This is a genomic window from Sphingomonas endolithica (genome assembly GCF_025231525.1).
Lineage (GTDB): Bacteria > Pseudomonadota > Alphaproteobacteria > Sphingomonadales > Sphingomonadaceae > Sphingomonas > Sphingomonas endolithica.
This window is the reverse complement of the sequence record NZ_CP103057.1, coordinates 2,304,804-2,328,906: the sequence shown is the minus strand read 5'-3', so window position 1 is coordinate 2,328,906 and position 24,103 is coordinate 2,304,804. Positions and strand designations below refer to the sequence as shown.

The window sequence follows — 24,103 nt, the reverse complement described above, 5'->3', positions numbered from 1 at the left end:
CGCCTGGGCCCCGGCCTTCGCCGGGGAACAGTATGGGGCTGCGCGGGTCAGAGCCGCAGCGCCACAGACTTGGCGTGGGCGGGCAGGCCTTCGGCTTCGGCGAGCGCGACCGCCGCCGGGCCGATCGCCGCCAGGCTGGCGGGATCGAGCTGCAGGAAGCTGGTGCGTTTCATGAAGTCCAGCACCGATAGCCCGCTGGCGAAGCGCGCGCGGCGCCCCGTCGGCAGCACGTGGTTGGGGCCGGCGACGTAATCGCCGATCGCCTCGGGGGTGTGCCGGCCCATGAATACCGAGCCGGCGTGGCGCACGCGATCGAACAGGGCTTGCGGGTTGTCGCAGGCGAGTTCGAGATGTTCGGGCGCGAGGCGATCGACTAGCGGCAGGGCTTCTTCGAGGCTGGCGGTGACGATGATCGCGCCGTTGGCGTCCCAGGCGGTGCGCGCGGTCTGCGCGGTGCTGAGCGTACCGATCTGCAGGTCGACCGCGTCGGCCACGGCGCGCGCGAACGCCGCGTCGTCGGTGAACAGGATCGACTGGCTGGTCGGGTCATGCTCGCTCTGGCTGAGCAGGTCGGCGGCGATCCAGTTTGCATCGTTCTGGCCATCGGCGACGACGACGATTTCGGACGGGCCGGCGACCATGTCGATGCCGACCACGCCGTAGAGCTGGCGCTTGGCCTCCGCGACCCAGGCGTTGCCGGGGCCGGTGATCACGTCGACCGGCGCGATCCGGCCGGTGCCGTAGGCGAGTGCGGCGATCGCCTGTGCGCCGCCGACGCGCCACATTTCGGTGACGCCGGCGATGTGCGCGGCGGCGAGCACCAATGGATTGATCTCGCCATTGGGCGTGGGCGTGACCATCGCGATGCGCTCGACCCCGGCGACGCGCGCGGGGATGGCGTTCATCAGTACCGATGACGGATAGGCTGCGCGGCCGCCGGGGATGTAGATGCCGGCGGCGGCAATCGCGTTCCAGCGCGCGCCGAGGCGGACGCCGGCAGCGTCAGTGGTGTCGCTGTCTTCTGGGCGCTGTTTCTCGTGATAGGCGGTGATGCGCTTGGCGGCGAGGGTGAGCGCGTCGCGGAGAGTGGGATCGAGGCCTTCGTACGCGGCGAGCCATTCGCTGCGTTCGATGCGCCAGCCGGTGTCGTTCAGGTCGTGGTGATCGAACTTCCTGGTGAAGGCGGCGAGTGCGGCATCGCCTTCGTCGCGGACGCTGGCGACGATCGTGCGGACGTCGCGGGCAACGTCGGCATCCGCCTCGCGCCGGGCGTTGACGAGGGTCGTGAACGCTCGGTCGAAAGCGGGGTCTGAGGTGGAGAGCTTGATCACGCCGCCTGCTCCTGCGCCACGGAGCGGCGGAACGCCTCGACCAGCGGCACGATCTCCGGCCGCGTCTTGAAGGCGGCGCGATTGACGATGAGCCGCGATGTTACTTCCGCGATCACCTCGACTTCCACCAAGCCATTCTCTTTCAGCGTCCGCCCCGATGACACCAGATCGACGATCCGCGGCGCGAGGCCGAGCAGCGGCGCTAGCTCCATCGCGCCGTTCAGCTTGACGCATTCCGCCTGCACGCCGCGCGCCTTGAAGTGCGCCGCCGTCACGTGCGGATATTTGGTGGCGATGCGGACATGGCTCCAGCCGCGCGGATCGTCGTTGGCGGCAAGCGCGGCGGGTTCGGCGACCGAGATGCGGCAATGGCCGATGCCGAGATCGACCGGCGCGTAGAGCTCGGAATAATCGAACTCGGCCAATACGTCCGAGCCGACGATGCCGAGCTGCGCTGCGCCATGCGCCACGAAGGTTGCGACGTCGAACGCGCGGACGCGGATCAGGTCGATGCCGGGCTGGTTGGTGGCGAAGCGCAACGCACGGCTGTTCTCGTCGCTGAACGCCGCTTCGGGCTCGATCCCGGCGCGGCGCAGCAGCGGCACGGCCTCGTCGAGGATGCGGCCCTTGGGGATGGCGATGATGAGTGGTTGAGGCATGTCGTCGGGGCTTTACGTGGGGGCGGGGCAGGGAGCAACACACGCCCGACAATTGCGGGAGATGCCGGACATGAGCGACGCAGTACGGGAAGCGTTCCGGATTCAGGAACATTATTGTGCGGCGATGGACGCGCCGATCTATGCGCGGATCTGCGCGGCGGTGGCGGAGGGGCTCAGCCGCGACAGCGCGGTCGGCGCACGGGTGCTGGATTGGGCGGGCGAGCCGACACGCGATGCCTTGCCGCTCAGGTTGATCGGTGGGCTGCATGCCTTGGTGATCGCAGGGCAGGATGACGAGTTGGCGGCGGTGTTCGACGGGGCCGTTGCGGACGGGGCGGCGATCGTGTCGATCTTGGAGCGGGTGCTGGCACGGCACGAGGCGGCGCTGATGCCGTGGCTCGACGGGCCGCCGCAGACCAACGAACCGGGCCGCTCGGCGGCGCTGATGACCGGGCTGCTGGAGATCGCGCGGCGACATGGGCCGAGGATCGAGGTGCTGGAGATCGGTTCGAGCGCGGGGCTCAACCTGCTGATCGATCGCTATCGCTTCGATCTCGGCGGGACGCTGGTCGGGCCGGTGGACTCGCCGGTGACGATCGTGCCCGACTGGACCGGCGACGCGCCGGAGGCCGTGCCGATCGAGATCGTCTCGGCGCGGGGCTGCGATGTGGCGACGATGGACGCGACCGATCCGGCGGTCGAGGCGCGGCTGTCGGCGTATGTCTGGGCGGAGACGCCCACGCGGTTGGCGCGGTTGCGGGCGGCGGTGGTGATGTTGCGCGAACGGGGTGTGCGGCTGGACCGGGCGGATGCGGCGGATTGGGTGGAGGCGCGCCTGGCCGAGCCGCAGGCGGCGGGGGTGACTCGCGTGCTGATGCATTCGGTGGTGTGGCAATATCTGCCGGAGCCGGTGGCGGAGCGGATCCGCGTGGCGATGGCCGCCGCCGGCGCGCGCGCGACCGACGAGCGGCCGCTCGGCTGGGTGGCGATGGAGCCGGATCGTTCGCTGGCGCACCAGGTGGTGCGGGTGCGAAGCTGGCCGGGGGAGGGGGACTGGCAGGTGCTGGCGACGGCGCATGCGCATGCGGCTTGGGTGAAGTATGGCGCGGTGGCGGCGGGCGAGGGGATCGTCTTGCCCGCGGGGGCGAAGATTACCGTCTAATTCCTCCCCGAGCTTGCTCGGGGAGGGGGACCGCGCCCGTAGGGCGGGGTGGAGGGGTATGCCCCGCACGCGGCGCTCGTGGCGAGAACCCTCCACCATTCGCTGAAGGAGCGAATGGTCCCCCTCCCCCAGCAAGCTGGGGGAGGAATTAGGGGAGCCAGCTCTTGATCGTATGCACCACTGACCCTGGCGCCTCCCACGGTACGAAATGCCCGGCATCGACATGCACGACCGTCAGATCCGGCACCAACGTCTCCAGCCCCTCGAGCTGGCTCGGCAGCAATGCCTTGTCCTGCATCCCCCAGATGACGAGCGTCGGCTGCGTCACCGGCGGGAACGGCGCGCCGAGGAACGCCGGGCGTTCGGGCGTCTCGTCCATCCCCGGCACCACGATCTGGCTGGCACGATACCAGTTGAGCATCGCGGTCATCGCGCCGGGCTGACCCCATTCGTCGAGATAGGCGGCCTTGTCTTCGCCGGCAACGGTCTTGGTCAGCACCTTGGCGAAGGTCGTGCCGAAGAAGCGCTCCAGCCCGGCGCCGATCAGGCCCTGGTCAAGTGCCGTGTCGCGGAATTTAGTGATGTATTGGCTGGCCGCGCGCTGTTGCGGATCGTCGAACAGCGTCTTCTGGAAGATATAGGGGTGCGGCGCGTTGACGATGATCAGCCGGGCGACGCGGTCCGGCCGGGTCAGCGCCGCCATCCAGGCGATCGCGCCGCCCCAATCGTGGCCGACCAAGGTGAAGCGATCGATCTTATAGTGGTCGGCGAGCGCGATGAGGTCGGCGACGATCTTGTCGGGGGTGTAGTCGCTGACATTGGCGGGCTTGGACGAACGGGCATAGCCGCGCTGATCGGGGGCGAGGACGTAGTGGGTCTTGGCTAGTTCCGGGATGACGTGGCGCCAGGTGCGGTGCGATTCGGGGAAGCCGTGAAGCAGGATGATGGCGGGATGGGCGGGGTCGCCTTCCACCGCGACGTCCAGGGTGACGCCTGTGGGGAGCTCCACGCGTTCAAGGTCGAAGTCAGCCATCATTTTCTCCTTTCAAGCCCCTCTGCAGGGGAGGGGCTTATTGGGTGTTACGGATAGCTCACCGTCAGCGGTGCCTCGGGGATCGGGATCCATTCCTTGTCGTCGCCGGGCACTTTGGGGAAGGCGCCGGCCTTCCACGCGCGCCTGGCTTCGTTGATGCGCTCGCGGCTGGAGCTGACGAAATTCCACCAGACGTGGCGCGGCGTGGCGAAGGCTTCGCCACCGCAGAGCATCACGCGGCCGCCCGTCGCCGAGCGCAGCGACGTGGAGATGCCGGGTTTGAGCACGTACAGCACCATCGGCTCCAGCGTCATGCCGTCGAGCGTCGCCTCGCCCATCGACACGTATACCGCGCGCTCGTCGGCGCCGGGATCGATCGGTACGTGGCCGCCGGCGTCGAGCACGATGTCGGCATAGATCGTGCTGGCATAGGTCGTGGTCGGCGCGGAGACGCCCCACAGGTCGCCCATGATCACGCGGGCGCGGGCGTTGGTCGTCTCGACGGTGGGCAATGCTGCTTTTTCGACATGTTCGAACGCGGGGTCCATCTCCTCGTCCTTCTCTGGCAGCGCGATCCAGGTCTGGATGCCGGAGAGTTCGGGACCTTGCGCGCGCTCGGACAAAGGCGAGCGTTCGGAATGGACGATGCCGTGGCCGGCGGTCATCAGATTGACCGCGCCGGGCGCGATCGTCGCCATCGTGCCGAGCGAATCGCGGTGGTCGAGCCCGCCGGCATAGAGGTAGGTGACGGTCGCCAGGTTGATATGTGGATGCGGGCGCACGTCGACACCATTACCGATTGCCAACTGCGACGGGCCCATCTGGTCAAAGAACAGGAACGGGCCGACCATCGTACGCTCCTTGTTGGGCAGCGTGCGGTGGACCTTGAACCCTCCGAGATCGTGGGTGACGGGGGTGACCGTCTGCAGAATCAGGTCGTCATTGGTCATCATTTGCCTCCAGCAGCGCAAGCAGATCGTGCGGGTAGATGGTCTCGGGATGGTCAGCCAGATCGGCGCGATCGAACCAGCGCCACGCGCGCATCACACGGCGTTCGAGCGCGGTGTGACCGGTCGTGTCGATGTCGACCATGTCGGTGGTCACGCGGAAATAGCGTTCGTCGGCGGTCACCTCGACGCCCTCCAACGTGAGGAAATCGGCGGTGCGCTGCGCGACTTGGGGTCCGGGGTCGAGCGCCAGGCCGGTCTCCTCGATCAACTCGCGCGCGGCGGCCTGTTCATAGCTTTCGCCGGGATCGACCGCGCCGCCCGGGGTGCACCAGAAAGGCGGGCGATCGTTAGCGGTGAAGCGGAACAGCAGCACGCGGCCGGCAGGGTCGGTGAGCAGGATGCGCGCGGCGGGTCGGGGAAGTCTCATCCGTCTAGCTGTTCCCCGGCGGGGGCCGGGGTCCAGTCGCGATGGCGTTGGTAACCAGGCGCCGCGCCCGCCAACTTCTGTTTCCCGACTGGGCCCCGGCCTTCGCCGGGGAACACGAAGGTGGGCAGGGTCACGCGGCGTCCAGCTCCGGATAGTGGCGGAAGATGCCATCGGTGTTGAACGGGATGCGGCGTTCGCTCTTCAGATACGCCTGGATGCCGGAGAGGTCGGCGACCCGGTCGTGAATGCGGATCACGCCGGGATAGTCGCGCTCGATCGCCGCCATCCGCTTGGGGAACATGTAGCGCAGGCCCTCGACGAGCTGGAACAACGAGGTATCGGCATAGCTCCAGCGATCGTCGATCAGCCAGTCGCCGGCATTGCTGTTCGCCGCCGCCTCGAAATGCGCGAGGAACTTGGGCAGGCGTTCCTCGCGGAACGGCCTGGCGGCGCGGGCGGCTTCGGGTTTCTGGTCGTCGTAATAGGCCATCATCTCGACCGGGTGGTGGATGTTGTGCACCTCCGTGACGAGGTCGGCGATGGTCAGCTGCAACTGGTTGAGCCACAGCCGATCGGCCAGGGCGGCAGGCGCCAGTTGGTGACGCTCGCCGAGATACAGCAGGATATTGGCGACCTGCGCGACGACCAGCCCGTCTTTCTCCAGATAGGGCGGGGCGAAGGGGCCGCGTGTCTCGTGGCGCTCCAGATCGGTCATCAGCGCCTCAGCACCCTTGCGCGGGGCACGATCGACATAGGCGATCCCCGCTGCCTCCAGCGGGAGCCGGACGAATTCGCCGCGGCCCTGGATCGTGGGCCAATACCAGAGATTATAGGCCATGCTCATTCCCCCGGTGCGCGCGCCTTGATCGCCAGCGCGTGGATATGGTCGCGCAGCAGGTCGGCCAGCGCCTGGTTGACGAGGCGCTGGCGCTGGACCCGCGAGAGGCCAACAAAGGCGGCGCTTTCCACCTCGACCGAGAAGTGCGATTCGCCGGTACCGTCGTCGCCCATATGCCCGGCATGCTGGGCGCTGTCGTTGCTGACAAGCAGCCGTGTCGGGGTGAGCGCGGCCGAGAGGCGCGCCGTGATCTGATCGGCGATCGGCGAGGTGGCGAGGTCTGTCATCGACCCTATATAAACCGTTTTTGGCATTCGGGGAGCCGCGTGGCGGATCAGCGTGAAAAGAAGGTGGGCGTGCGGTTCCACGGCCGGGTCGAGGCCGAGGGGCGACTGTGCTCCGAACCCGGCTGCCAGGAGGCGGGCGAATTCCGCGCGCCGCTGCTGGAGGGGGTCGGCAGCGGGCATGAAGGGCCGCGGCCCTATCGCTGGCTGTGCCTGGATCATGTGCGCGCGTTCAACGCCGGCTATAATTTCTTCAGCGGGATGAGCCCGGACGAGATCCACGATGCGCAGCGTCCCTTTGCCGGCTGGGAGCGCGAGACGCGCGCGTTCACCGGCACCGGCGGAGCGGACCGGCCACCGAAATGGGCCGATTTCGCCGATCCGCTGGATGCGATCGGCGCGCGGTTCCAGCGCCGACAGGAAGAGGTCCGCCGGGATGGGCGGCCCTTGTCCGAAGTGGATCGGCGATCGTTGAAGGTGCTGGGGCTGGCGACCGATGTCGATCGGCGCGGCTTGCGATCGCGCTATGCCGAGCTGGTGCGGCGCTATCATCCCGACCGCAATGGCGGCGACCGCAGCCATGAAAAGGCGCTGCAGGAGGTTATCGCGGCGTACACGCAGCTGAAGGGCGCCGCGGCTTTCGCGTGAGGTGGCAGGCGAAGCCTGACGGAGGGGGTGGGCTGGCAACGCTACTTTAGCGCTTGGGGAGAGCCCCCTCCACCACCCGGCTGAAGAAGCCGGGCGGTCCCCCTCCCCGTGCCTGGGAGGAGCCAGGCCTCGCGGTGTGAGGATCGACCGACATTCGAGATCCGCCGCAATGCGCATCGCTTTCCGGGGCGCGCTTGCATCAGCCAAGTCGTCACCCCGGACTTGTTCGGCGGTTGTACCCTTCGAACAAGTAACTCGCCGTCATCCCCGCGTAGGCGGGGATCCATATACTCGAACGTCTGCATTTCAGCCGCTAAGCCCGCCACTATGGATCCCCGCCTTCGCGGGGATGACCAACCATGTCTGAAAGGGATAGTTGCCGACCTGTTCCGGGGTCCACCAAGCGGCTTACGATATGGACCGCGCATTGAAGGCAGAGCGTGCGGCGTGGTGGACCCCGGAACAAGTCCGGGGTGACGGTGAGGATTACGGCTAGGCCGTGGCCTCGCGCTCGGCGATCTCCGCCAGTTGCTCGGCGCATTTGCCCCAGCCTTCGGTGAAACCCATCGCCTCGTGTCCCGCCTTCGCCTCCGCAGTCCAGTGGCGAGCGCGGGCGGTGTAGCGGGTCTTGCCGTGTTCCTCGGCGAGCTCCCACATGCCGGTCATGAACGGCGTCTGCGGAATCCAGCCTGCGGCAAAGGCATCGGTGGTGATGAAATGCCGGCCCGGCACGACGTCCAGGAACACGCCTTCCAGTTCGTGGCGTTCGCCGTCCGGCCCATGCATGATCATCGCCGAGCGGCCGCCGGGGCGCCAGTCCTGCTCGATGATCTCGGTTGTCCAGGGCCTGGGGCACCACCATTCCGCCATGCGGACGGTCGCGATCTGCCAGACCAGGTCGATCGGCGCGTCGATCAGGCGGGTGACGGAAAGCTCGTGGGCGTCGGTCATGGCAACTCCTCAGGGCTTGGGGATCATGCTGCGCCGCCTGCCGCTGCTGCCACGACACCGAACATGGCGCCATGCGGATCGCTGGCGACGATGATGCGGTCACCCCCGGGGACGTCCATCGGGCCGGCATGGACGGTGCCGCCGCCGTCGGTCACCTTGGTGGCCGCGGCATCGATATCGGTGGTGCGGAAATAGAACTGCCAGGCGGCGGGCGCGCCGGGCGGCGCGTTCATCGTCGCGCCGATCGTTTCGTCGCCGGCCTGAACGAAAACATAGTCACCCATCTCGCCCATCGGCATCTTGTCGGGGTAGGTCCAGCCGAACATCTCGGCATAGAAGGCGTTGGCGGCGCTCTGGTCCGTGGTGTTGAGCTCGTTCCAGCTGCATTTGCCCATGGCGGTACGGTCCCACACGCTACTGGTCGCGTCGATCGCGCCGCGCATGACGTAGAAGGGGATGCCCTGCGGGTCGGCGACCAGCGCCAGGCGACCGACACCGGGCAGATCGTGTGGTCCAGTGATCAGACTGCCGCCGGCGGCGGTGATCCGCGTCACGATCGCGTCGGTATCGTCGACGCAGAGATAGAATTTCCACCCCGGTCCCACGCCGGGTGGCCGCTCGCCCGCCATACCGGCCAGCCCGCCAACGAAATTCTGATCGCCAGTGTCGATCATGCGATAATCCATCCCGCTGGGATCGGCATCGTGGATCGTCCAGCCGATGACCTGTTCGTAGAACGCCTTGGCGGCGTCCGGGTCGGGCGAGGTCAGTTCGTACCAGATCGGGCTGCCATGGGGATAGGTCACCGTATGTCTCCTTGCTATCGTCTGCCTTGCTGCCGTGGGTGGTTCAGGCGTCCAGCACGGGCATGAAGCCGCCATAGATCAGGCGCTGGCCATCGAACGGCATGTCCGCGGGCGGAGTTTCCTGCGACACCTGGCTCATGCCCGCATCCCGCGTTGGCTTGTCGGGCCATTCCACCCAGGAGAAGACGACATTTTCCCCGTCCGCGGCATGCACCGCGCGGAAGAAATCGGTGACCTTGCCGGCCCGCACGTCGTCGCCCCATGCCTCGACCAGGCGCGTCGCGCCGCTTTGCAGGAAGCCCGGCGCAAGGCGGCGTGCCATGTCGAAATATGCGTCCTTCTTGTCGGGCGCGACGGGGATCAGGAAGCCGTCGACATAGCCGGGCTCGGTGCCGCCGCCGTCATCGATCTCCGGGGCGAAGCCGGCGAAGATCATGCGTTTCCCGTCAAACGGCATCTCGCCCATCTCCTTCATGCGCGGATCCTCCATCATGCGCTGGATGCCGCGCTGGTAGATGTCGCGCGAGGGCCATTCGCACCAGCTGAACACGACGGTCTCGTCCTCCTTGGCCTGCACCGTGGTGCGGAAATCGTTGACCTTGCCGATCGGCACGTCGTCGCCCCAGCATTCCACCATCCGCGTCATGCCGAACTCGCGGAAGATCGGCACCGCCTTGCTGGCATGCTCGATATAGGCCTGCTTGCTGGCGCTCGGCACGGCGAGTACGAAGCCTTGGATGTAGTTCATCGTCTCTCTCCTCCTTTAGGTCAGGCGGCGACCGGTTCGGCGGCGAAATCGGCGAGATGCGCGGCCAACGCGCGGGCATAGGCTGGACGAGCTTCGCCGCGCGCGACATAGGCGGCGAGATTGGGGAATTCCTCCAGCAGCCTGCTGTCGTGCAATCCGCGTAGCACGCAGACCATCGTCAGGTCGCCGACGGTAAAGCTGTTGTCGAGCCAATCCTTGTCGCCCAGGGCAGCGGAAAGATCGACCAGCCGGCCGCGGATATCCTCGATGACCTTGGGACGGCGCTCGGCCGACCAGGCACGATCGGCCTCGAAGATATCGACCACGGCGAGCTGCATGACATAGGGTTCGACCGAGTTGAGCGCGGCGATTACCCATTGTTCGGCGCGTGCCTGTCCGGCCGGATCGGCGGGCAGCAAGCCGGGGGCGGCGCGGGCGATGTGCAGCGCGATCGCGCCGGATTCGAAGATCTCGACCGCATCGTCGCGGTAGCTCGGGACCTGCCCGAACGGCTGGAACCGGCGGTGCGCCGGGCTTTTCACGCGATCGAAGTCGATCACGTCGACGGCATAATCCTGGCCGGTTTCCTCGAACGCCCAGCGTGCGCGCATGTCGCGGACATAGCCGCGGGCGAAATCGGGCACCCATTCGAACACGGTGATGGTCGGAATCATGGCGATCCTCCTGCTTGCGGGTGCGGCTCAGGCCGCGGCGTCGGCCATGTGCTCGGGGCCGCTCGCGGCGGCGGCGGGGTCCATCCAGAACGGGCCGAGGCCATGGCCGTCGGGATCGGCAAAGGCGCGCGAGTACATGAAGCCCAGATCTTCGGGATCGTGCAGTTCCTGCCCGCCCGCCGCCACGGCGGCCTTGGTAAACGCATCGACATCGGCCCGGGCATCGAACGCCAGCGCAATCAGCATGCCACTGGTGGTCTTCGCGTCTATGATCTGCTTGGCCGTGAAGGTCGCGTAGAAAGCGTGATCGAGCAGCATGAAGTGGATCGTGTCCGACCAGACCATCGACGAGGCCTGATGGTTGGAGAACATCTCGTTCTTCACCATGCCGATCGCCTCGTAGAAGGCAGTCGAGGCGGCCACGTCGGCGACGGGCAGGTTCACGAAGATCATCTTGGCCACGCGTCTCTCCTGGGCTTGCGAATTGTTGTGTTTCGAATCGCTGTTTGACGATGATGCCGCGCGCCGTTATTAAAAACAACCATGAAGTTAGTAAAAGTAACCGATTTAAATGAAGCGCCGGAAAAGAAGTGGTATGACGATGCCTGCGGCACGGCACTCGGCATGGAATTGGTCGGCGAACGCTGGTCGCTGCTGATCGTGCGCGAGCTGCTGCTGGGGCCGCGGCGGTTCGGCGATCTTCGGGCGGGGCTGCCCGGGATCAGCGCCAACGTGCTGACGCAACGGCTGGAAGGGCTGGCAGCGGCGGGGATCGTCGCCCGTGCGCAGCTGCCGCCGCCGGCGCGCGCGCAGGTCTATGTGCTGACCGATTGGGGGCGCGAGTGCGAGCCTGTGGTGCTGGGATTGGGGCGCTGGGCGCTGCGCTCGCCGCGGCATGATCCGATGCAGCATTTCTCGCCCTCGGCGCTGATGCTGTCGCTCAAGATGCTGTTGGTGGCCGAGCGGGTGGGGGATCTCACCGCGACGATAGGATTTGAACTGCGCGGCGAGACCTATGTGGCACGCGTGGCGCACGGTGCGATCGTGGTGGCGCGCGACGCCGCCACCGGCGCCGATGCAATGCTGTCGGGGGAGACCAATGCCTTCCTGCCGGTCTTCTATGGCGGGATGCCCTTGACGCAGGCGCTCGACGCGGACGCCCTCTACTTGGTGGGAGACCTGGCATTGGCGTCACGCTTCGCTACCATGTTCGCCCTCCCCGAAAAAATCACCTGAGCGGCAAAGTTGCGCACAAGCGGTTGAGTCCCGTTGCCGGCTTGCCCTAAGGCGTTGGGCCACACACGAGGCGATCCATGACCGACATCCCCAATATCCAGCCCGATAGCCGCGAGACGACGATTCTTGACGCGCCCGATCGCATGGTCAGCGTGCGCGACATGTTCGGGATCGATTCGGACATGGAAGTGCCGGCGTTCAGCGAAGCCGACGAGCGCGTGCCCGATCTCGATCCGGCCTATGTGTTCGATGCCGATACGACGCTCGCCATTTGCGCCGGGTTCGCGTTCAACCGTCGCGTGATGGTGCAGGGCTATCACGGCACGGGCAAGTCGACGCATATCGAGCAGGTCGCCGCGCGTCTCAAATGGCCGTGCATCCGCATCAACCTGGATGCGCATATCAGCCGCATCGATCTGGTCGGGCGCGATGCGATCGTGCTCAAGGACGGCAAGCAGATCACCGAATTCCGCGAAGGGCTGCTGCCTTGGGCGCTGCAGACGCCGACCGCTCTGGTGTTCGACGAATATGATGCCGGACGGCCGGACGTGATGTTCGTGATCCAGCGCGTACTGGAGACCGAGGGCAAGCTGACGCTGCTCGACCAGAACCGCGTTATCCGCCCCAATCCCAATTTCCGCCTGTTCGCCACCGCCAACACGATCGGTCTCGGCGATACGAGCGGGCTGTATCACGGCACGCAGCAGATCAACCAGGGGCAGATGGACCGCTGGAACATCGTCGTCACGCTCAACTATCTGCCCGCCGCGGTGGAGGCGCAGATCGTGCTCGCCAAATCGGGCGAATATGACAAGCCCGAAGGCAAGGCGCAGGTCGACAACATGGTTCGCGTCGCGGATCTGACGCGCAAGGGCTTCATGAACGGCGACATCTCGACCGTGATGAGCCCGCGCACGGTGATCACCTGGGCGCAGAACACGCTCATCTTCAAGGATGTCGGCTTCGCGTTCCGCTTGAGCTTCCTCAACAAGTGCGACGAGGCGGAACGCAGCCTGGTGGCGGAATATTACCAGCGCGTATTCGGCAAGGACCTGCCCGAAAGCGTGGTAGGCAAGGCTTGAATGCGGACTAACTATGGACTAAGTCCAGTTGGTCCATAGGAGCTTGTCATGGCCGAGGCCGATTTGCAGAAAACATTCAACGTTCATGACGCCAAGACGAACCTGTCGAAACTGATGGACCGTGCGCACGCTGGCGAGGAAATCATTCTCGCCAAATCGGGCATTCCTTATGCCAAGCTTGTTCCGTTGGCTGAAGCGACGAAGCCCCGGCGCCGGCCCGGCGGCTGGCCCGAACTGGCCAACATTCCGGATTCGGTGTGGTTCGATCCGTTGCCGGCGGAAGAACTCGAATTGTGGGAAGGTAAGCGGCTGGAGAAATACGGCCTGTGAGCCGTTATCTGCTAGACACGCATGCTGCCTTGTTCTGGTGGAGCAACGCGTCGAAGCTGGGCGATGGCGCGCGTCGCGCGATCGAAGAGCCGAACGCGATCATTCTGGTCAGTTCAGTTAGCGCCTGGGAAATCGCCACCAAGTATCGATTGGGCAAGATGGGCGATATAGGTGACCCGACCGCCCATTATAGCCGCTTGATGGCGCGTGATGCATTTGTGGACCTGCCCATTAACACGGCCGACAGTTTGCGCGCGGGCGCGCTGGCCGGCGGTCACGGGGACCCGTTCGACCGCATCATCGCAGCGCAAGCATTGAGCGGCGATCTGACCGTCATCACGCGAGATCGCGAGATCGCGGCATTCGGCTGCAAGGTACTCTGGTAATGACCACGGAAACGCCCCTAGATCGCTTCAAGGCGGTGCTTGGCGGCACGTCGCGCGCGCTGGCCGAGGAGCCGGAGATCGAGCTCGCCTTTACCGCCGATGCGCCGACCGCATCGGGCAAGCACATCAAGGTGCCGATGCCGGCGCGGACGCTGCCGGCCGAGCAGGTGGCCGAGGCGCGCGGGTTTGCCGATGGCTTTGCGCTGCGGCTGAAGCACCACGATACGGCGCTGCACACGCGCGGTGCGCCGGGCGATGCCGTGGCGCGGGCGGTGTTCGATGCGGTCGAGGGCGCGCGGGTCGAGGCGCTGGGGGCGCGCGGCTATGCCGGGATCACCGCCAATCTGGCGACCGCGCTCGACACGCGCCTGCGCGCCGATCCGATCACGCGGGCGCGCAACCGCGAGGAAGTGCCGCTGTCGACCGCGCTGGGGCTGATGGTGCGCGAACGGCTGACCGGGCAGCAGGCGCCGGCGGTGACCGCGCCGGGCATGGCGCTGGTGCGCGACTGGATCGAGGGCAAGGCGGGCAAGGATCTCGACGCGCTGGCACTGGCGATCGACGACCAGCGCGCCTTTGCCACGCTGACGACGCGGTTGTTGGAGGATCTCGAGCTGATCGAGGGGGACATGATCCCCGAGGAAAGCGACGAGGGCGGCAATGAGGACGAAGGCACCGACGAGCAACAGTCGGACGAAGGCGACGAGGGCGAAAGCGACAGCGAGGAAGGGCAGGGCGAAGTCGAAGCGCGCGGCTCCGAGCGCGATGCCGATAGCGAGCAGGGCGAGAGCGGCGAAGAGGGTGAGCAGGAGTTCGACGACGTCGATGGCGAGCCGGGCGACGAGGGCGAGGACGGCATGCTGCCGGTACGCCCCAACCGGCCGACGCAGGATTTCGCCGGGCAGTTCGACTACAAGGCGTGGACCAATTCCTATGACGAGGTGATCGCTGCAACGGAATTGTGCGATGCGGACGAACTGACACGGCTGCGTTCGTATCTGGATCAGCAATTGGTCCACCTGCAGGGCGCGGTGACTAAGCTTGCCAATCGGCTGCAGCGCCGGTTGATGGCGCAGCAGAGCCGCAGCTGGGATTTCGACCAGGAAGAAGGCATGCTGGATGCGGCGCGGCTGGCCCGCGTGGTGGTCAATCCGATGCAGTCGCTGTCCTACAAGATCGAGCGCGAGACTGATTTCAAGGACACCGTGGTCACCTTGCTGATCGACAATTCGGGATCGATGCGCGGCCGGCCGATCTCGATCGCAGCGATCAGCGCGGACATCCTGGCGCGCACGCTGGAGCGCTGCGGGGTGAAGACCGAGATCTTGGGCTTCACCACGCGCGCGTGGAAGGGCGGACAGTCGCGTGAGACCTGGCTCGCCGCCGGCCGGCCGCCACAGCCGGGCAGGCTGAACGACGTGCGCCACATCGTCTACAAGCGCGCGGACGAGCCGTGGCGCCGCGCCAAGCCCAATCTCGGGCTGATGATGCGCGAGGGGCTGCTCAAGGAGAATATCGACGGCGAGGCGCTGCTATGGGCGCATTCGCGGCTGATCGGGCGGTCGGAGGATCGCAAGATCCTGATGGTGATCTCGGATGGCGCGCCGGTGGATGATTCCACGCTCAGCGTGAATTCCGGCAGCTATCTCGAACGGCATCTGCGACAGGTGATCGGCTGGATCGAGGGCAAGTCGCCGGTCGAACTGGTGGCGATCGGCATCGGGCATGACGTGACGCGCTATTACAGTCGCGCGGTGACGATCATGGATGCCGAACAACTGGGCGGGACGATCATCGAGCAGCTGGCGGCATTGTTCGACAAGAATGATTGATCCGCCGGAGGGCGGGTTTGTCGGGCCGGTGAAGCGATCGGTGACGATCGCCGGGCACCAGACGTCGATTAGCCTGGAGCCGCTGTTCTGGGCGGCGGTGGAGCGCGCGGCCGAGATGCGGAAGCTGCCGCTTAGCGCGCTGATTGCCGAAGTGGATGCGGCGCGGATATTGGCGGACGATCCGCCGAATCTGGCGAGTGCGCTGAGGACATGGGTGTTGGGCGAGGTGTCTTCCGCCCAGCTTTGACCGTCACCCCGGACTTGTTCGGCGGTTGCACCCTTCGAACAAGTAATTCGCCATCATCCCCGCGCAGGCGGGGATGACGAACCATGTCTGAAAGGGGTAGTTGCCGACCTGTTCCGGGGGCCACCGTGCAGCAACGCCTATCGCCCGACTGGATGAGTGGACCCCGGACCAAGTCCGGGGTGACGGTTATCCTTCGGGCAAGCTCACCTGCCCAGCAGCACGCGGGCCTGGCCGGCGATCTGCGCCAGCATCGCGGCATTCGGTGCAGTCGCCGTGCGCGCGCGATCGACGACGGATTTGAATTGCGCCACGCGATCGGCATTCTTGCTCAGCCAGCTTTCGACCAGGGCCTGCGGATCACCCGCTCCGCGGCCCAGGAATTCCAGCCGCAACTGCTGGAAGTCGCGCGCCAGGCCGGCGATGAGCAGCCGCTCCCACGGATCGCTCGGGGTGATGCGGGCGGCATTGGCCTGTGCCCAGTCCAGCCCGAGCGCTTGGCCGAGCCGCGTGAATGCGCGCGTGAGCACGAGCTCGTCCAGGCCCAGGCGCTCACCCAGATCGGCAAGCCCCACCGCGCCATCCAGCTCGAACAGCCGCACCACCTTCTGCACCAGTTTCTTGGAGGCGCCCGCCCCCTCCAACCTGGCGGCGATCCGCGCGCTCTGTGCGCTGGCCTCGGCCAGCAGCAGGTGCTTGGTTTGCTTGTCCAGGCTGGCGATACCCGTGCCCAGCCGCCCCAGGATCTCGGCCGGACCGGTGCCTGGCCGCGACACGCGCAGCAGATCCGCGATCTGCGCCCGCGTCGCCACCGCGACTTCGTCGAACAAGGCGATGCGCGCCGCTTCGGGCATCTCTGCCGTCTCGATCTCCGCCCACAAGGAAGGCAGGTCGAACAATCGCTCCGCGACGACGAACAAAGACGCGATGTCGGCCATTGCCGCGCCTTCCTCCTCCGCCAGCTCGAAGGGGTAGAGCACGCCCATGCGGTTGACGATGCGGTTGGCGAGTTTGGTGGCGACGATCTCGCCGCGCAGGCGATGGTCGTCGATCGCCTGGCCGAACTTCTTGCGCATCGCGCGCGGGAAGGAGGCATGGAGATCGTCCCGCAATTCGGGATCCAGCCCGAGCTCGCTATGCTCGATCGCGTCCTGCAGCGCGAGCTTGGCGGTGGCGAGCAACACGGCAAGCTCTGGCCGGGTAAGCCCGCGCAATTCCTGCACGCGGCGCAGCAGATCGTCGTTCGACGCCAGCCCCTCGACCGCGCGGTCGAGCCGCCCGGCGCCTTCGAAGATCTCGATCAGGCGGACATAGCTCGGCAGCGTCTGGGGCCCGTCATTCTCCGCCACGGACAGCGCCAGCGTCTGCAGGCGATTATCCTCCAGCACCAGATGCGTGACATCGTCCGTCATGCTGGCCAGGAAGGTGTTGCGCTTGGCGTAGCTGAGGCGGCCCTCGATCATCTCGCGGTTGAGCGCGATCTTGATGTTGACCTCGTTATCCGAGCAATCGACGCCGGCCGAATTGTCGATGAAGTCGGTGTTGATCCGGCCGCCCCGCGCCGCAAAGGCGATGCGCGCGGCTTGCGTGACGCCCAGATTCGCACCCTCGCCGATCGCGGTGGCGCGTAGATCCTCGGCATCAACGCGCAGCCGATCATTGGCCGGGTCGCCGACCTGGATATTGTTCTCGGCCGCGGCCTTCACATAGGTGCCGATGCCGCCGAACCAGATCAGGTCGACCGGGCTCTTGAGGATCGCCGAGATCAAGGCGGTCGGCTCCATCTCCTCGGCATTCAGCCCGAGTGCGGTGCGCACCTGCTTGCTGAGCTTGATCGTCTTGTCGGTGCGCGGGAACACGCCACCGCCCTTGGAGATGAGCTTGGCGTCGTAATCCGCCCAGCTTGAGCGCGGCAGCGCGAACATGCGGTTGCGCTCTTCCCAGCTTGCCGCCGGATCGGGATCGGGATCGAGGAAGATATGCCGGTGATCGAACGCGGCAACGATCTTGAGCGTCTTGGACAGCAGCATGCCGTTGCCGAACACGTCGCCCGACATGTCGCCGCAGCCGATCACGCGGATCGCTTGGCTTTGCACGTCGACACCGCGCTCGGCGAAGTGGCGCTGCACGGAGAGCCATGCACCCTTGGCGGTGATGCCCATCGCCTTGTGGTCGTAGCCGACCGACCCGCCGCTGGCGAACGCGTCGCCGAGCCAGAAATCATGTTCGAGCGCTATCGCATTGGCGACGTCGCTGAACGTCGCGGTGCCCTTGTCGGCGGCCACCACGAAATACGGATCATCGCCGTCCAGGATCGTCACGTCCGCCGGGTGGACCACCGCATTCTCGACGATATTGTCGGTGATCGACAGCAAAGCGCGGATGAAAATGCGGTAGCTTTCGGTGCCTTCCGCCAGCCAGGCGTCGCGATTGGACGCGGGCGGCAATTGCTTGGGATAGAAGCCGCCCTTGGCGCCGGTCGGCACGATCACCGCATTCTTGACGCGCTGCGCCTTCATCAGCCCGAGGATCTCGGTGCGGAAATCGTCGCGCCGGTCGGACCAGCGCAGGCCACCGCGGGCGACGGGGCCGGCGCGCAGATGGATGCCCTCCACGCGGGGGGAGTAAACCCAGATCTCGCGCCATGGCACGGGGGCAGGCAGGCCGGGCACGAGATGACTGTCGAGCTTGAAGGCGAGGGCCACCTGTCCGGCGGGCGCAAAGGCATTGGTGCGCAGCGTCGCCGCGATCACGCTGCGCAGCGCGCGCAGGATTCTGTCGTCGTCGATCGCCGAGACGGCATCGAGCCCGCGCTCGATCGCGGCATCCGTTGCCACGATGCTGGTCGCCTTCTGCGCCGGATCATGCGCGGCGGCGAAGCGGTCGATCAACGTCGCTGCGACATCGGGCGCGCGGCGCAGCGCATCCACGACGGTCGCCAGCCCGTAAGGCAGCCCCGCTTGGCGCAGATAGCGGAACCACGCGCGGAACAAGACGACCGAGGACGGGGCCATGCCGGCATCGACGATCAGGCGATTGAACGCGTCGTTCTCCGCCTTGCCCTCCAGCACCGCGGCGATGGCGTTTTCGAGCGTGGTGGTGTCGTCGTCGAACCGGCGGGCGGCCTCGACCAGGAATTCGTGCACGAAGCCGTGCGCGTCGTCGCCGAGCGCGGTCGGGATCTCCTCGATCACGCGGAAGCCGAAATTTTCCAGCACCGGCACGGCATCGGACAGCGCCAGCGCGCCGCCTTCGCGGTAGATTTTCAGCCGGGAGGCGCCCTGTGCATCGCGGAACAGGCGCACGGTGCGATCGCCGTCGCTATCCAGGCGCGACAGGCAGACGATGTCGCGCGCCGCTTCCTCCGCGCTGTTGCCGTTGCGATAGCCTTGCGGGAAGCTGGCGGCATGGCGCAGCGCCAGCCGCGCGGCGCGCGACGGATCCAGTAATTCGCCAAGCGCCGCCTCCACCGCGGGAACCCAGCCACGCACCATCCGCGCGAGGCGGGCATCGAGCGGCGCGGCGTCCGGCATATGGCCTTCGCCGCGCAGATCGAACGTGTAGCGGATCAGCGCGACCGTGCCGTCTTCCAGCGCCAGCCCCCAATTGAGCAAGGCGCCGCTGCATGCCTCGGCCAGCATCTCGCCGATCGCCACGCGGCGGGCGGTGGTCAGGTCATCGCGCGGCAGCCACACGAACGCGAACATGTGCCGCCCCAAGGTCGAGCGCACCAGCACGAGCTTGGGCCGCGGGCGATCCGCCAGCGACATTGCGGTCAGCGCGAGATTCTCCAGATCGTCCGCGTTGAACGCGGTGATCAGATCGTGCGGCAACGCGGCCAGCGCATGCGTCAGCGCCTTGCCGGTATGGCCCTTGGGATCGAAGCCGAACTTCCCCTCCAGCGCCGCGAGCCGCGTGCGCAGCACGGGGACGTCCTGCGGCGTCGCGGCGAGCGCCGCGCTGGTCCACAGGCCGGCATGGATCGACAGGCCGGTGACCGCGTCTCCCGTCATGATCGGCACGAGCAGCAGATCCAGCGGCACGTGGCGGTGGACGCCCGAGATCAGGTTCGATTTGAGCAGCAACGGCGCGTCGCCGCCGGCGCCGAAATGCGCGATCGCCAGCGCGCGCGAAGCGTCGGCCAGGATCGGCACGGTCTGTGCGGTACGCGCGATGCCGAGCGGGTTCGTGCTGCGCGCATCCGTCCAACTCTCATGGCCCAGCAGGGTGAAATTACCGTCGAGCAACCAGCGCAGCAGCTCGGCGCCCTCGCCGTCACCATCGAAATGGCTGCTCGCCTGCAGGATGTCGGCGTCCTCCGCCATTGCCTGCTGCAAGGCCGGCCAGTCCGCGACCGCGGCGCGCACATCGGCGAGGTTGCCGGCAAGTTCGGCGAGCAGATCGCGCCGGTCGCGTGCATCGGCGCGCTCCAGCTCGATATAGATCATCGATTCGGGCGCGCCGGTGTCGCCGACCGCGGTCAGCGTGCCGTCGGCATCGCGCGTGACGCGCAAGACGGGGTGGATGATCCGATCGATGCCGATGCCGTGCGCGCCGATCGTCGCGGCGATCGAATCGACCAGGAACGGCATGTCGTCATTGATGATCGCCAGCCGCATGCGACGCCTGAGGTCCGTCCCCGGCAGCGGCTCCAATTCCATTGCCGGCTCGCCCGGGGCGCGCGTCTCGGCCGTGGCGGCAACGAAGGCGGCGGCGGCGGCGCGCTCGGCCTTGCCGAAATCCTGCAGCTCGCCCGGCAGAGCACCCTTGGTCAATCGGGCGGCAAGTGCGTCCGACAGCGATTTCAGCATAGTCTTGGCCATGCCAGCCCTATGCGCCCGCGCCGTTTGTTGCTCAACCCCCGACGCGGGCGGCTGGCGCTCAGGCGGCGGCGCGCATCGCTTTGGCGGTCAGCGCCTCGTCCTCGATCGCGGCGACGATCTGCAGCGTGTTGCTGTCATCGGCCCGCGCGAGCAGCACGACATAGCCGCCGCTCTGCACCTTGGTATCCAGCGTGACGCGGGCGAGGCTCGGCCTGTCGCGCAACGCCGCGCTGTGATCCCGGGCCGGCCCGGTGGCGGGGCGCCGCAGCCCCCGCTCGGCCTGGACCACGCCCTTGATCCCGCCGTCGATCGATTCGAGGAACGTCTCCAGCCCGCCGGTGCCGACGCCGATGCGGCGCGCATGGCTGAGCACGGTGGCGTATTCGGTAAGGCGCGTCTTGTCATAGTCCGCGCCGAAGATCAGCTTGGCGACCGGCGTCATCGGCGCGCGCAGCTGCAGCGTGATCCCGGCCGTGTCGAGCAGCGCCTCATAGCCTTGCGGATCTTGGTCAGCTGCGGCGGCGAAATCGTGCGCGCGGCCCAGCGCGCGGTACAAGGTGGCGCGGCTGCGCGTGTCGGCGGCGCGGACCGCGGCGGCGGTCTGCTGCGCCAGCATCAACTGATCGGCCAGGCTGCCGGCCGCGCGCGGCGCCGCGTCGGTCGCCTCTTCGGGGTCGTCGCGCTCGGCACTCGGACCGTCTGCCCAGACCGGGGCAGTGGCAGCCGCCCGCGGCGCGGTGCGCACCGACGCCTCGATCTCGGCATCCAGCCCGGCCTGCGTGCCGGCGTCGACCAGTTCTTTCCAGTTGATCACGCCATAAATGAAATCGATCGTGTCCTCGTCGGACGAAAACGGCATCAGGATGCCGCGATACATCGTGTTGTGCCCGCGCGAGGAGATGAATTCCGCCTCGAAGCCGATCGGCGCGCGATTGGCGATGATCTGCAGGTAATGATCGGTCAGGCGCGACAGCAATGACCGGCTCGGCACGTGCGAGATCATCGTCGCGCTGCCATCCAGCCCGCATTCGTCGCGCAGCGCGCGGCCTAGAAAGGCGATCGCCGGATCCTCGCTGCCGCGCGAGAAATCCAGCAGCACGCTATGGGGCCCAAAATCGGCGATGCTGGCCGGATCGAGATCCTCGATCGAGGGGTAGGCGCGGCCTTGCAGCAGCGACACCCAATGATTGTACGCGCGGACATGCATGCGCCGCTCGTCCGTGCCGATCGCGGGCGTCGGCGCATCATCGACCATGTCGGGATCGGGATCCGATCCGATCCGATCCTCTTCGAAGCCGCGAACATTATCCATTGCGCATACATCCCTGGGGGCACCGGGCGCCCCATCCGTTGGTCGGGCACCTTGTGCGCGCTGCGTGGTAAACGATGCGTAAAGGGGCGCAGGGATGAACGGCGCTTGTAACCCCCCCAACGACCTGCTACCGCGCCGCCTCGCTGTGCTGCACATCAGCCCAGCCGCGCCGCTTTAGCTCAGTTGGTAGAGCATCGCATTCGTAATGCGGGGGTCACAGGTTCGAGTCCTGTAAGCGGCACCATTATCCAATGAAATCAACGACTTAACAGATCTCCTCCGGAGAGGTCTGGGTCGTTGCTGCTGTGACTTTGATCGGCCTGAGATGTGGCTTTGATTGGTCGGTATTCGGCCACTTACTCACACAATCGATCACCTAGACCCCTGATCCGGCACGTCGGTGTCCAACTGCTTTTAGGGTGGCGAATCACCTCCTGCTGTAGTGGCCCTCAGACCGTCAGTTTTAAGCCTCGTACGAGGCTCCTAGAGCATCCCAGAGGGCAATCACGGGCCATCTTTTTTTGACAAACAAAATCAGTTTTCGCCGCCGTGTAAGCTTCTGATCTTGCTGCTCATTTTCCCTCTCCTAGCAGCCAAAAACAATCCCTTTTCTTGCTTTTTAAGTACACTTTTAGTATTCAGATCAGGAGGAATTCTCCTCATCAACTAAAGTGAGCAACTTAAAAATGACCATCCACACCTCTACCCCAATTTACACCCAAGAACCAAGGCCGGTGGGAAAATTCGACCGGGTTTGCATTCAGGGTATTCTGTCTGAAGTCAAAGTATACGACCTTCCAAATCCGGATAATGATAACTGGTCCTTTCAGCTCTTGACGGTTTCTCCTCCTGCAATGTTAGCTATATTGGCAATATTACATTACTTCAAAGTATGGCCATTTTCTGTCTAGTGATAACCTACTTTCGTCGGCGAGATTTGGATGAAATATTTCATGAGTGGTTGCTGGGCGTATTAACATCAAATTTATTCGCTAGGATTACTTATTAATATGGCAGGAGGAACCTTCAGCGCCGCTGCCAGCCTGCCCAATGCCCGTACAGTTGGATTGCGCGTGCCGCGTTCTAGGTCGCTGACGTAGCTGCGTTTCATACCGGCATCCAACGCAAGCTCCTCCTGCGAGATGCCACGCTCCTTACGGATGCGGCGCACATTCTCCCCAAGCTGGCGGACCAAATCCATCGTCGGAGATGGCCCCAGTACCGGGTAATGGTCTGTCCCCCAGCCGTGTCATTTGCCGTTGTATGATTTCGTCCCGCCGACGATGGTGGGCTCCAGCGTAGGGAGAAAAACATGCGTACAGCTTACTTTGGGGCGGTCGCCTTCATTTCCGTCCTATCCGGCTGTGGCTCGAATCCAGATGCCAATAATTTGACCAACGAAGCGAATGCCAACGCAGATAAATTGGAGGCCGACGCCAGTAGATTGGACGTAGGCGCAGATGCCATTGTCGATGCAATCGCAACCAACGCTCGACCAGCGGCTGGGATGTTGGGGGAGGCGTTTCAAGCCGCGTTCGGCAGCCAAGGTGAGGCTACAGCTAAGGTCGCTGACGAGGGCGGCGAAATGACCGAGGTCACGTACAGGCCTGAAAAGCTCCTTTGGCTCGACCGTGGGCCAGTGCTCGTAAGCATCGGAGGTGATGGTGCCCCTCAATGGAGGAAGTACGCCGTCCATTATCTGACCTATCAGGGGGGCGTCTTCAAAATGGAAAACGGCTGGCTGGACGTTGGCAGCGCCGGAGCAGAGCCGTCCGTATCCGATAAATTCTCAGCGTACCCAATGCTATATTCCGAAGGGTTTGCCGTAGGAGCTGGCGGATCCGAAAGTTGGTTTGAACTAGCGGAACTTCGGCCCGACGGCCCGCACGCGCTAAAACTTTATCGCCAGATCGACGATGGCTCGCAGAGGGAGCAGATCGGAGTAAACGGTAAGTTTGCTGCCATCACGCACGCCGGCTTTGACCTACGATGCGGGTCTGGCAAGATCGTGCACTTCGCTCGCAAAGCCGATTTGTACGTGACGACCGACTTAGGGAAAGACGAAGAATGTCGTTGAGGCGTGGGGCGGAAACTGCCGCTAAAGGAAAATGCATCCGCACAGCACACCTCGGATCTATTGCCGCCATCGCGCTTTTGGCGGGCTGTGGTTCTGATCCAGAACCCGACAACGTGATGGCCAGGGCTGAAGCGAGGGCGACGGCGAGATCCGCTGCGAACCAAGCAACAGCGGATCGGCTGAACGCTATAGGCGACGTGGAAATTCGGACTGCAGCTGCAAATCGGCTCCCCGTGCGGGAGCCCGAAGGCGATCCAAACTGCGTTGATA

At 65.6% G+C, this 24,103-nt stretch carries 24 protein-coding genes and 1 tRNA gene; 10 read left to right on the top strand and 15 right to left on the bottom strand.

Going from position 1 to position 24,103, the window contains the following annotated elements:
- Positions 1-47 precede the first annotated feature (47 nt).
- Both hisD and hisG read right to left on the bottom strand, forming a co-directional pair.
- The gene (hisD, locus tag NV382_RS11035; protein ID WP_260596805.1) at positions 48-1,331 is read right to left on the bottom strand and encodes a histidinol dehydrogenase; all 1,284 of its coding nucleotides are present in this window, start codon (positions 1,329-1,331) and stop codon (positions 48-50) included.
- On the bottom strand, positions 1,328-1,990 hold the full coding sequence (gene hisG, locus NV382_RS11030; protein WP_260596804.1) for an ATP phosphoribosyltransferase: 663 nt from the start codon (positions 1,988-1,990) through the stop codon (positions 1,328-1,330). Before hisG ends, hisD begins: the two co-directional genes overlap by 4 nt.
- A 70-nt stretch (positions 1,991-2,060) precedes the next feature.
- Between hisG and NV382_RS11025 the strand changes: the two genes are divergently transcribed.
- Complete coding sequence (locus NV382_RS11025; RefSeq protein WP_260596803.1) at positions 2,061-3,152, top strand: DUF2332 domain-containing protein; 1,092 nt, start codon at positions 2,061-2,063, stop codon at positions 3,150-3,152.
- 148 nt (positions 3,153-3,300) lie between these two features.
- Here NV382_RS11025 and NV382_RS11020 read toward each other — a convergent pair whose 3' ends face one another.
- From NV382_RS11020 to NV382_RS11000, 5 genes are all read right to left on the bottom strand, one after another.
- Positions 3,301-4,185 carry an alpha/beta fold hydrolase gene (locus NV382_RS11020; RefSeq protein ID WP_260596802.1) on the bottom strand — a complete coding sequence of 295 codons (885 nt, stop codon included), beginning with the start codon at positions 4,183-4,185 and terminating at the stop codon, positions 3,301-3,303.
- A 47-nt stretch (positions 4,186-4,232) separates the two neighbouring features.
- Positions 4,233-5,135: a pirin family protein gene (locus NV382_RS11015; protein WP_260596801.1), complete on the bottom strand. Its 903-nt coding sequence runs from the start codon at positions 5,133-5,135 to the stop codon at positions 4,233-4,235.
- Complete coding sequence (locus tag NV382_RS11010) at positions 5,125-5,562, bottom strand: NUDIX hydrolase (RefSeq protein ID WP_260596800.1); 438 nt, start codon at positions 5,560-5,562, stop codon at positions 5,125-5,127. Before NV382_RS11010 ends, NV382_RS11015 begins: the two co-directional genes overlap by 11 nt.
- 130 nt (positions 5,563-5,692) lie before the next feature.
- The gene (locus NV382_RS11005) at positions 5,693-6,400 is read right to left on the bottom strand and encodes a glutathione S-transferase (protein WP_260596799.1); all 708 of its coding nucleotides are present in this window, start codon (positions 6,398-6,400) and stop codon (positions 5,693-5,695) included.
- A gap of 2 nt (positions 6,401-6,402) precedes the next feature.
- Positions 6,403-6,687 carry a BolA family protein gene (locus tag NV382_RS11000; protein ID WP_260596798.1) on the bottom strand — a complete coding sequence of 95 codons (285 nt, stop codon included), beginning with the start codon at positions 6,685-6,687 and terminating at the stop codon, positions 6,403-6,405.
- Positions 6,688-6,726: 39 nt separating this feature from the next.
- On the opposite strand from NV382_RS11000, the gene NV382_RS10995 reads away from it, so the two are divergent.
- A complete protein-coding gene (locus NV382_RS10995) occupies positions 6,727-7,332 on the top strand; it encodes a J domain-containing protein (RefSeq protein ID WP_260596796.1) in 606 nt (201 codons plus the stop codon).
- A 492-nt stretch (positions 7,333-7,824) separates the two neighbouring features.
- Here NV382_RS10995 and NV382_RS10990 read toward each other — a convergent pair whose 3' ends face one another.
- Genes NV382_RS10990 through NV382_RS10965 form a run of 5 tightly spaced genes read right to left on the bottom strand, consistent with a single transcriptional unit; the run spans position 7,825 to position 10,964 of the window.
- The gene (locus NV382_RS10990; RefSeq protein WP_260596795.1) at positions 7,825-8,283 is read right to left on the bottom strand and encodes an SRPBCC domain-containing protein; all 459 of its coding nucleotides are present in this window, start codon (positions 8,281-8,283) and stop codon (positions 7,825-7,827) included.
- A gap of 23 nt (positions 8,284-8,306) precedes the next feature.
- A complete protein-coding gene (locus NV382_RS10985) occupies positions 8,307-9,089 on the bottom strand; it encodes a VOC family protein (protein WP_260596794.1) in 783 nt (260 codons plus the stop codon).
- A gap of 43 nt (positions 9,090-9,132) precedes the next feature.
- Positions 9,133-9,837 carry a DUF1428 domain-containing protein gene (locus NV382_RS19780; protein ID WP_470423652.1) on the bottom strand — a complete coding sequence of 235 codons (705 nt, stop codon included), beginning with the start codon at positions 9,835-9,837 and terminating at the stop codon, positions 9,133-9,135.
- A gap of 20 nt (positions 9,838-9,857) precedes the next feature.
- Complete coding sequence (locus NV382_RS10970; protein ID WP_260596793.1) at positions 9,858-10,511, bottom strand: glutathione S-transferase family protein; 654 nt, start codon at positions 10,509-10,511, stop codon at positions 9,858-9,860.
- Positions 10,512-10,538: 27 nt separating this feature from the next.
- The gene (locus tag NV382_RS10965; protein WP_312026780.1) at positions 10,539-10,964 is read right to left on the bottom strand and encodes a VOC family protein; all 426 of its coding nucleotides are present in this window, start codon (positions 10,962-10,964) and stop codon (positions 10,539-10,541) included.
- A 90-nt stretch (positions 10,965-11,054) separates the two neighbouring features.
- Here NV382_RS10965 and NV382_RS10960 point away from each other — a divergent pair, with 90 nt between their 5' ends.
- From NV382_RS10960 to NV382_RS10935, 6 genes are all read left to right on the top strand, one after another.
- Positions 11,055-11,747, top strand: coding sequence for a winged helix-turn-helix transcriptional regulator (locus NV382_RS10960; RefSeq protein WP_260596791.1), 693 nt, complete (start codon positions 11,055-11,057; stop codon positions 11,745-11,747).
- Positions 11,748-11,824: 77 nt separating this feature from the next.
- Positions 11,825-12,829: a cobaltochelatase subunit CobS gene (gene cobS / locus NV382_RS10955; protein WP_260596790.1), complete on the top strand. Its 1,005-nt coding sequence runs from the start codon at positions 11,825-11,827 to the stop codon at positions 12,827-12,829.
- A gap of 48 nt (positions 12,830-12,877) precedes the next feature.
- The gene (locus tag NV382_RS10950) at positions 12,878-13,159 is read left to right on the top strand and encodes a type II toxin-antitoxin system Phd/YefM family antitoxin (RefSeq protein ID WP_260596789.1); all 282 of its coding nucleotides are present in this window, start codon (positions 12,878-12,880) and stop codon (positions 13,157-13,159) included.
- A 29-nt stretch (positions 13,160-13,188) separates the two neighbouring features.
- Positions 13,189-13,545: a type II toxin-antitoxin system VapC family toxin gene (locus NV382_RS10945; RefSeq protein WP_260596788.1), complete on the top strand. Its 357-nt coding sequence runs from the start codon at positions 13,189-13,191 to the stop codon at positions 13,543-13,545.
- On the top strand, positions 13,545-15,377 hold the full coding sequence (cobT, locus tag NV382_RS10940) for a cobaltochelatase subunit CobT (RefSeq protein WP_260596787.1): 1,833 nt from the start codon (positions 13,545-13,547) through the stop codon (positions 15,375-15,377). The genes NV382_RS10945 and cobT overlap by 1 nt, the downstream gene beginning before the upstream one ends.
- Complete coding sequence (locus tag NV382_RS10935) at positions 15,370-15,624, top strand: ribbon-helix-helix domain-containing protein (RefSeq protein ID WP_260596786.1); 255 nt, start codon at positions 15,370-15,372, stop codon at positions 15,622-15,624. Before cobT ends, NV382_RS10935 begins: the two co-directional genes overlap by 8 nt.
- 203 nt (positions 15,625-15,827) lie before the next feature.
- On the opposite strand, the gene NV382_RS10930 is transcribed toward NV382_RS10935, so the two are convergent.
- Together NV382_RS10930 and NV382_RS10925 are read right to left on the bottom strand one after the other, a co-directional pair.
- Entirely contained in the window at positions 15,828-20,444 is a 4,617-nt protein-coding gene (locus tag NV382_RS10930) for an NAD-glutamate dehydrogenase (RefSeq protein ID WP_260596785.1), read from the bottom strand.
- 58 nt (positions 20,445-20,502) lie between these two features.
- Positions 20,503-21,756 carry a PAS domain-containing protein gene (locus tag NV382_RS10925; protein WP_260596784.1) on the bottom strand — a complete coding sequence of 418 codons (1,254 nt, stop codon included), beginning with the start codon at positions 21,754-21,756 and terminating at the stop codon, positions 20,503-20,505.
- A gap of 168 nt (positions 21,757-21,924) precedes the next feature.
- Between NV382_RS10925 and NV382_RS10920 the strand changes: the two genes are divergently transcribed.
- Positions 21,925-22,000, top strand: a tRNA-Thr gene (locus tag NV382_RS10920).
- 741 nt (positions 22,001-22,741) lie between these two features.
- On the opposite strand, the gene NV382_RS10915 is transcribed toward NV382_RS10920, so the two are convergent.
- On the bottom strand, positions 22,742-22,957 hold the full coding sequence (locus tag NV382_RS10915) for a helix-turn-helix domain-containing protein (protein ID WP_260596783.1): 216 nt from the start codon (positions 22,955-22,957) through the stop codon (positions 22,742-22,744).
- A 111-nt stretch (positions 22,958-23,068) separates the two neighbouring features.
- Between NV382_RS10915 and NV382_RS10910 the strand changes: the two genes are divergently transcribed.
- On the top strand, positions 23,069-23,833 hold the full coding sequence (locus tag NV382_RS10910) for a hypothetical protein (protein ID WP_260596782.1): 765 nt from the start codon (positions 23,069-23,071) through the stop codon (positions 23,831-23,833).
- Positions 23,834-24,103: the final 270 nt, after the last annotated feature.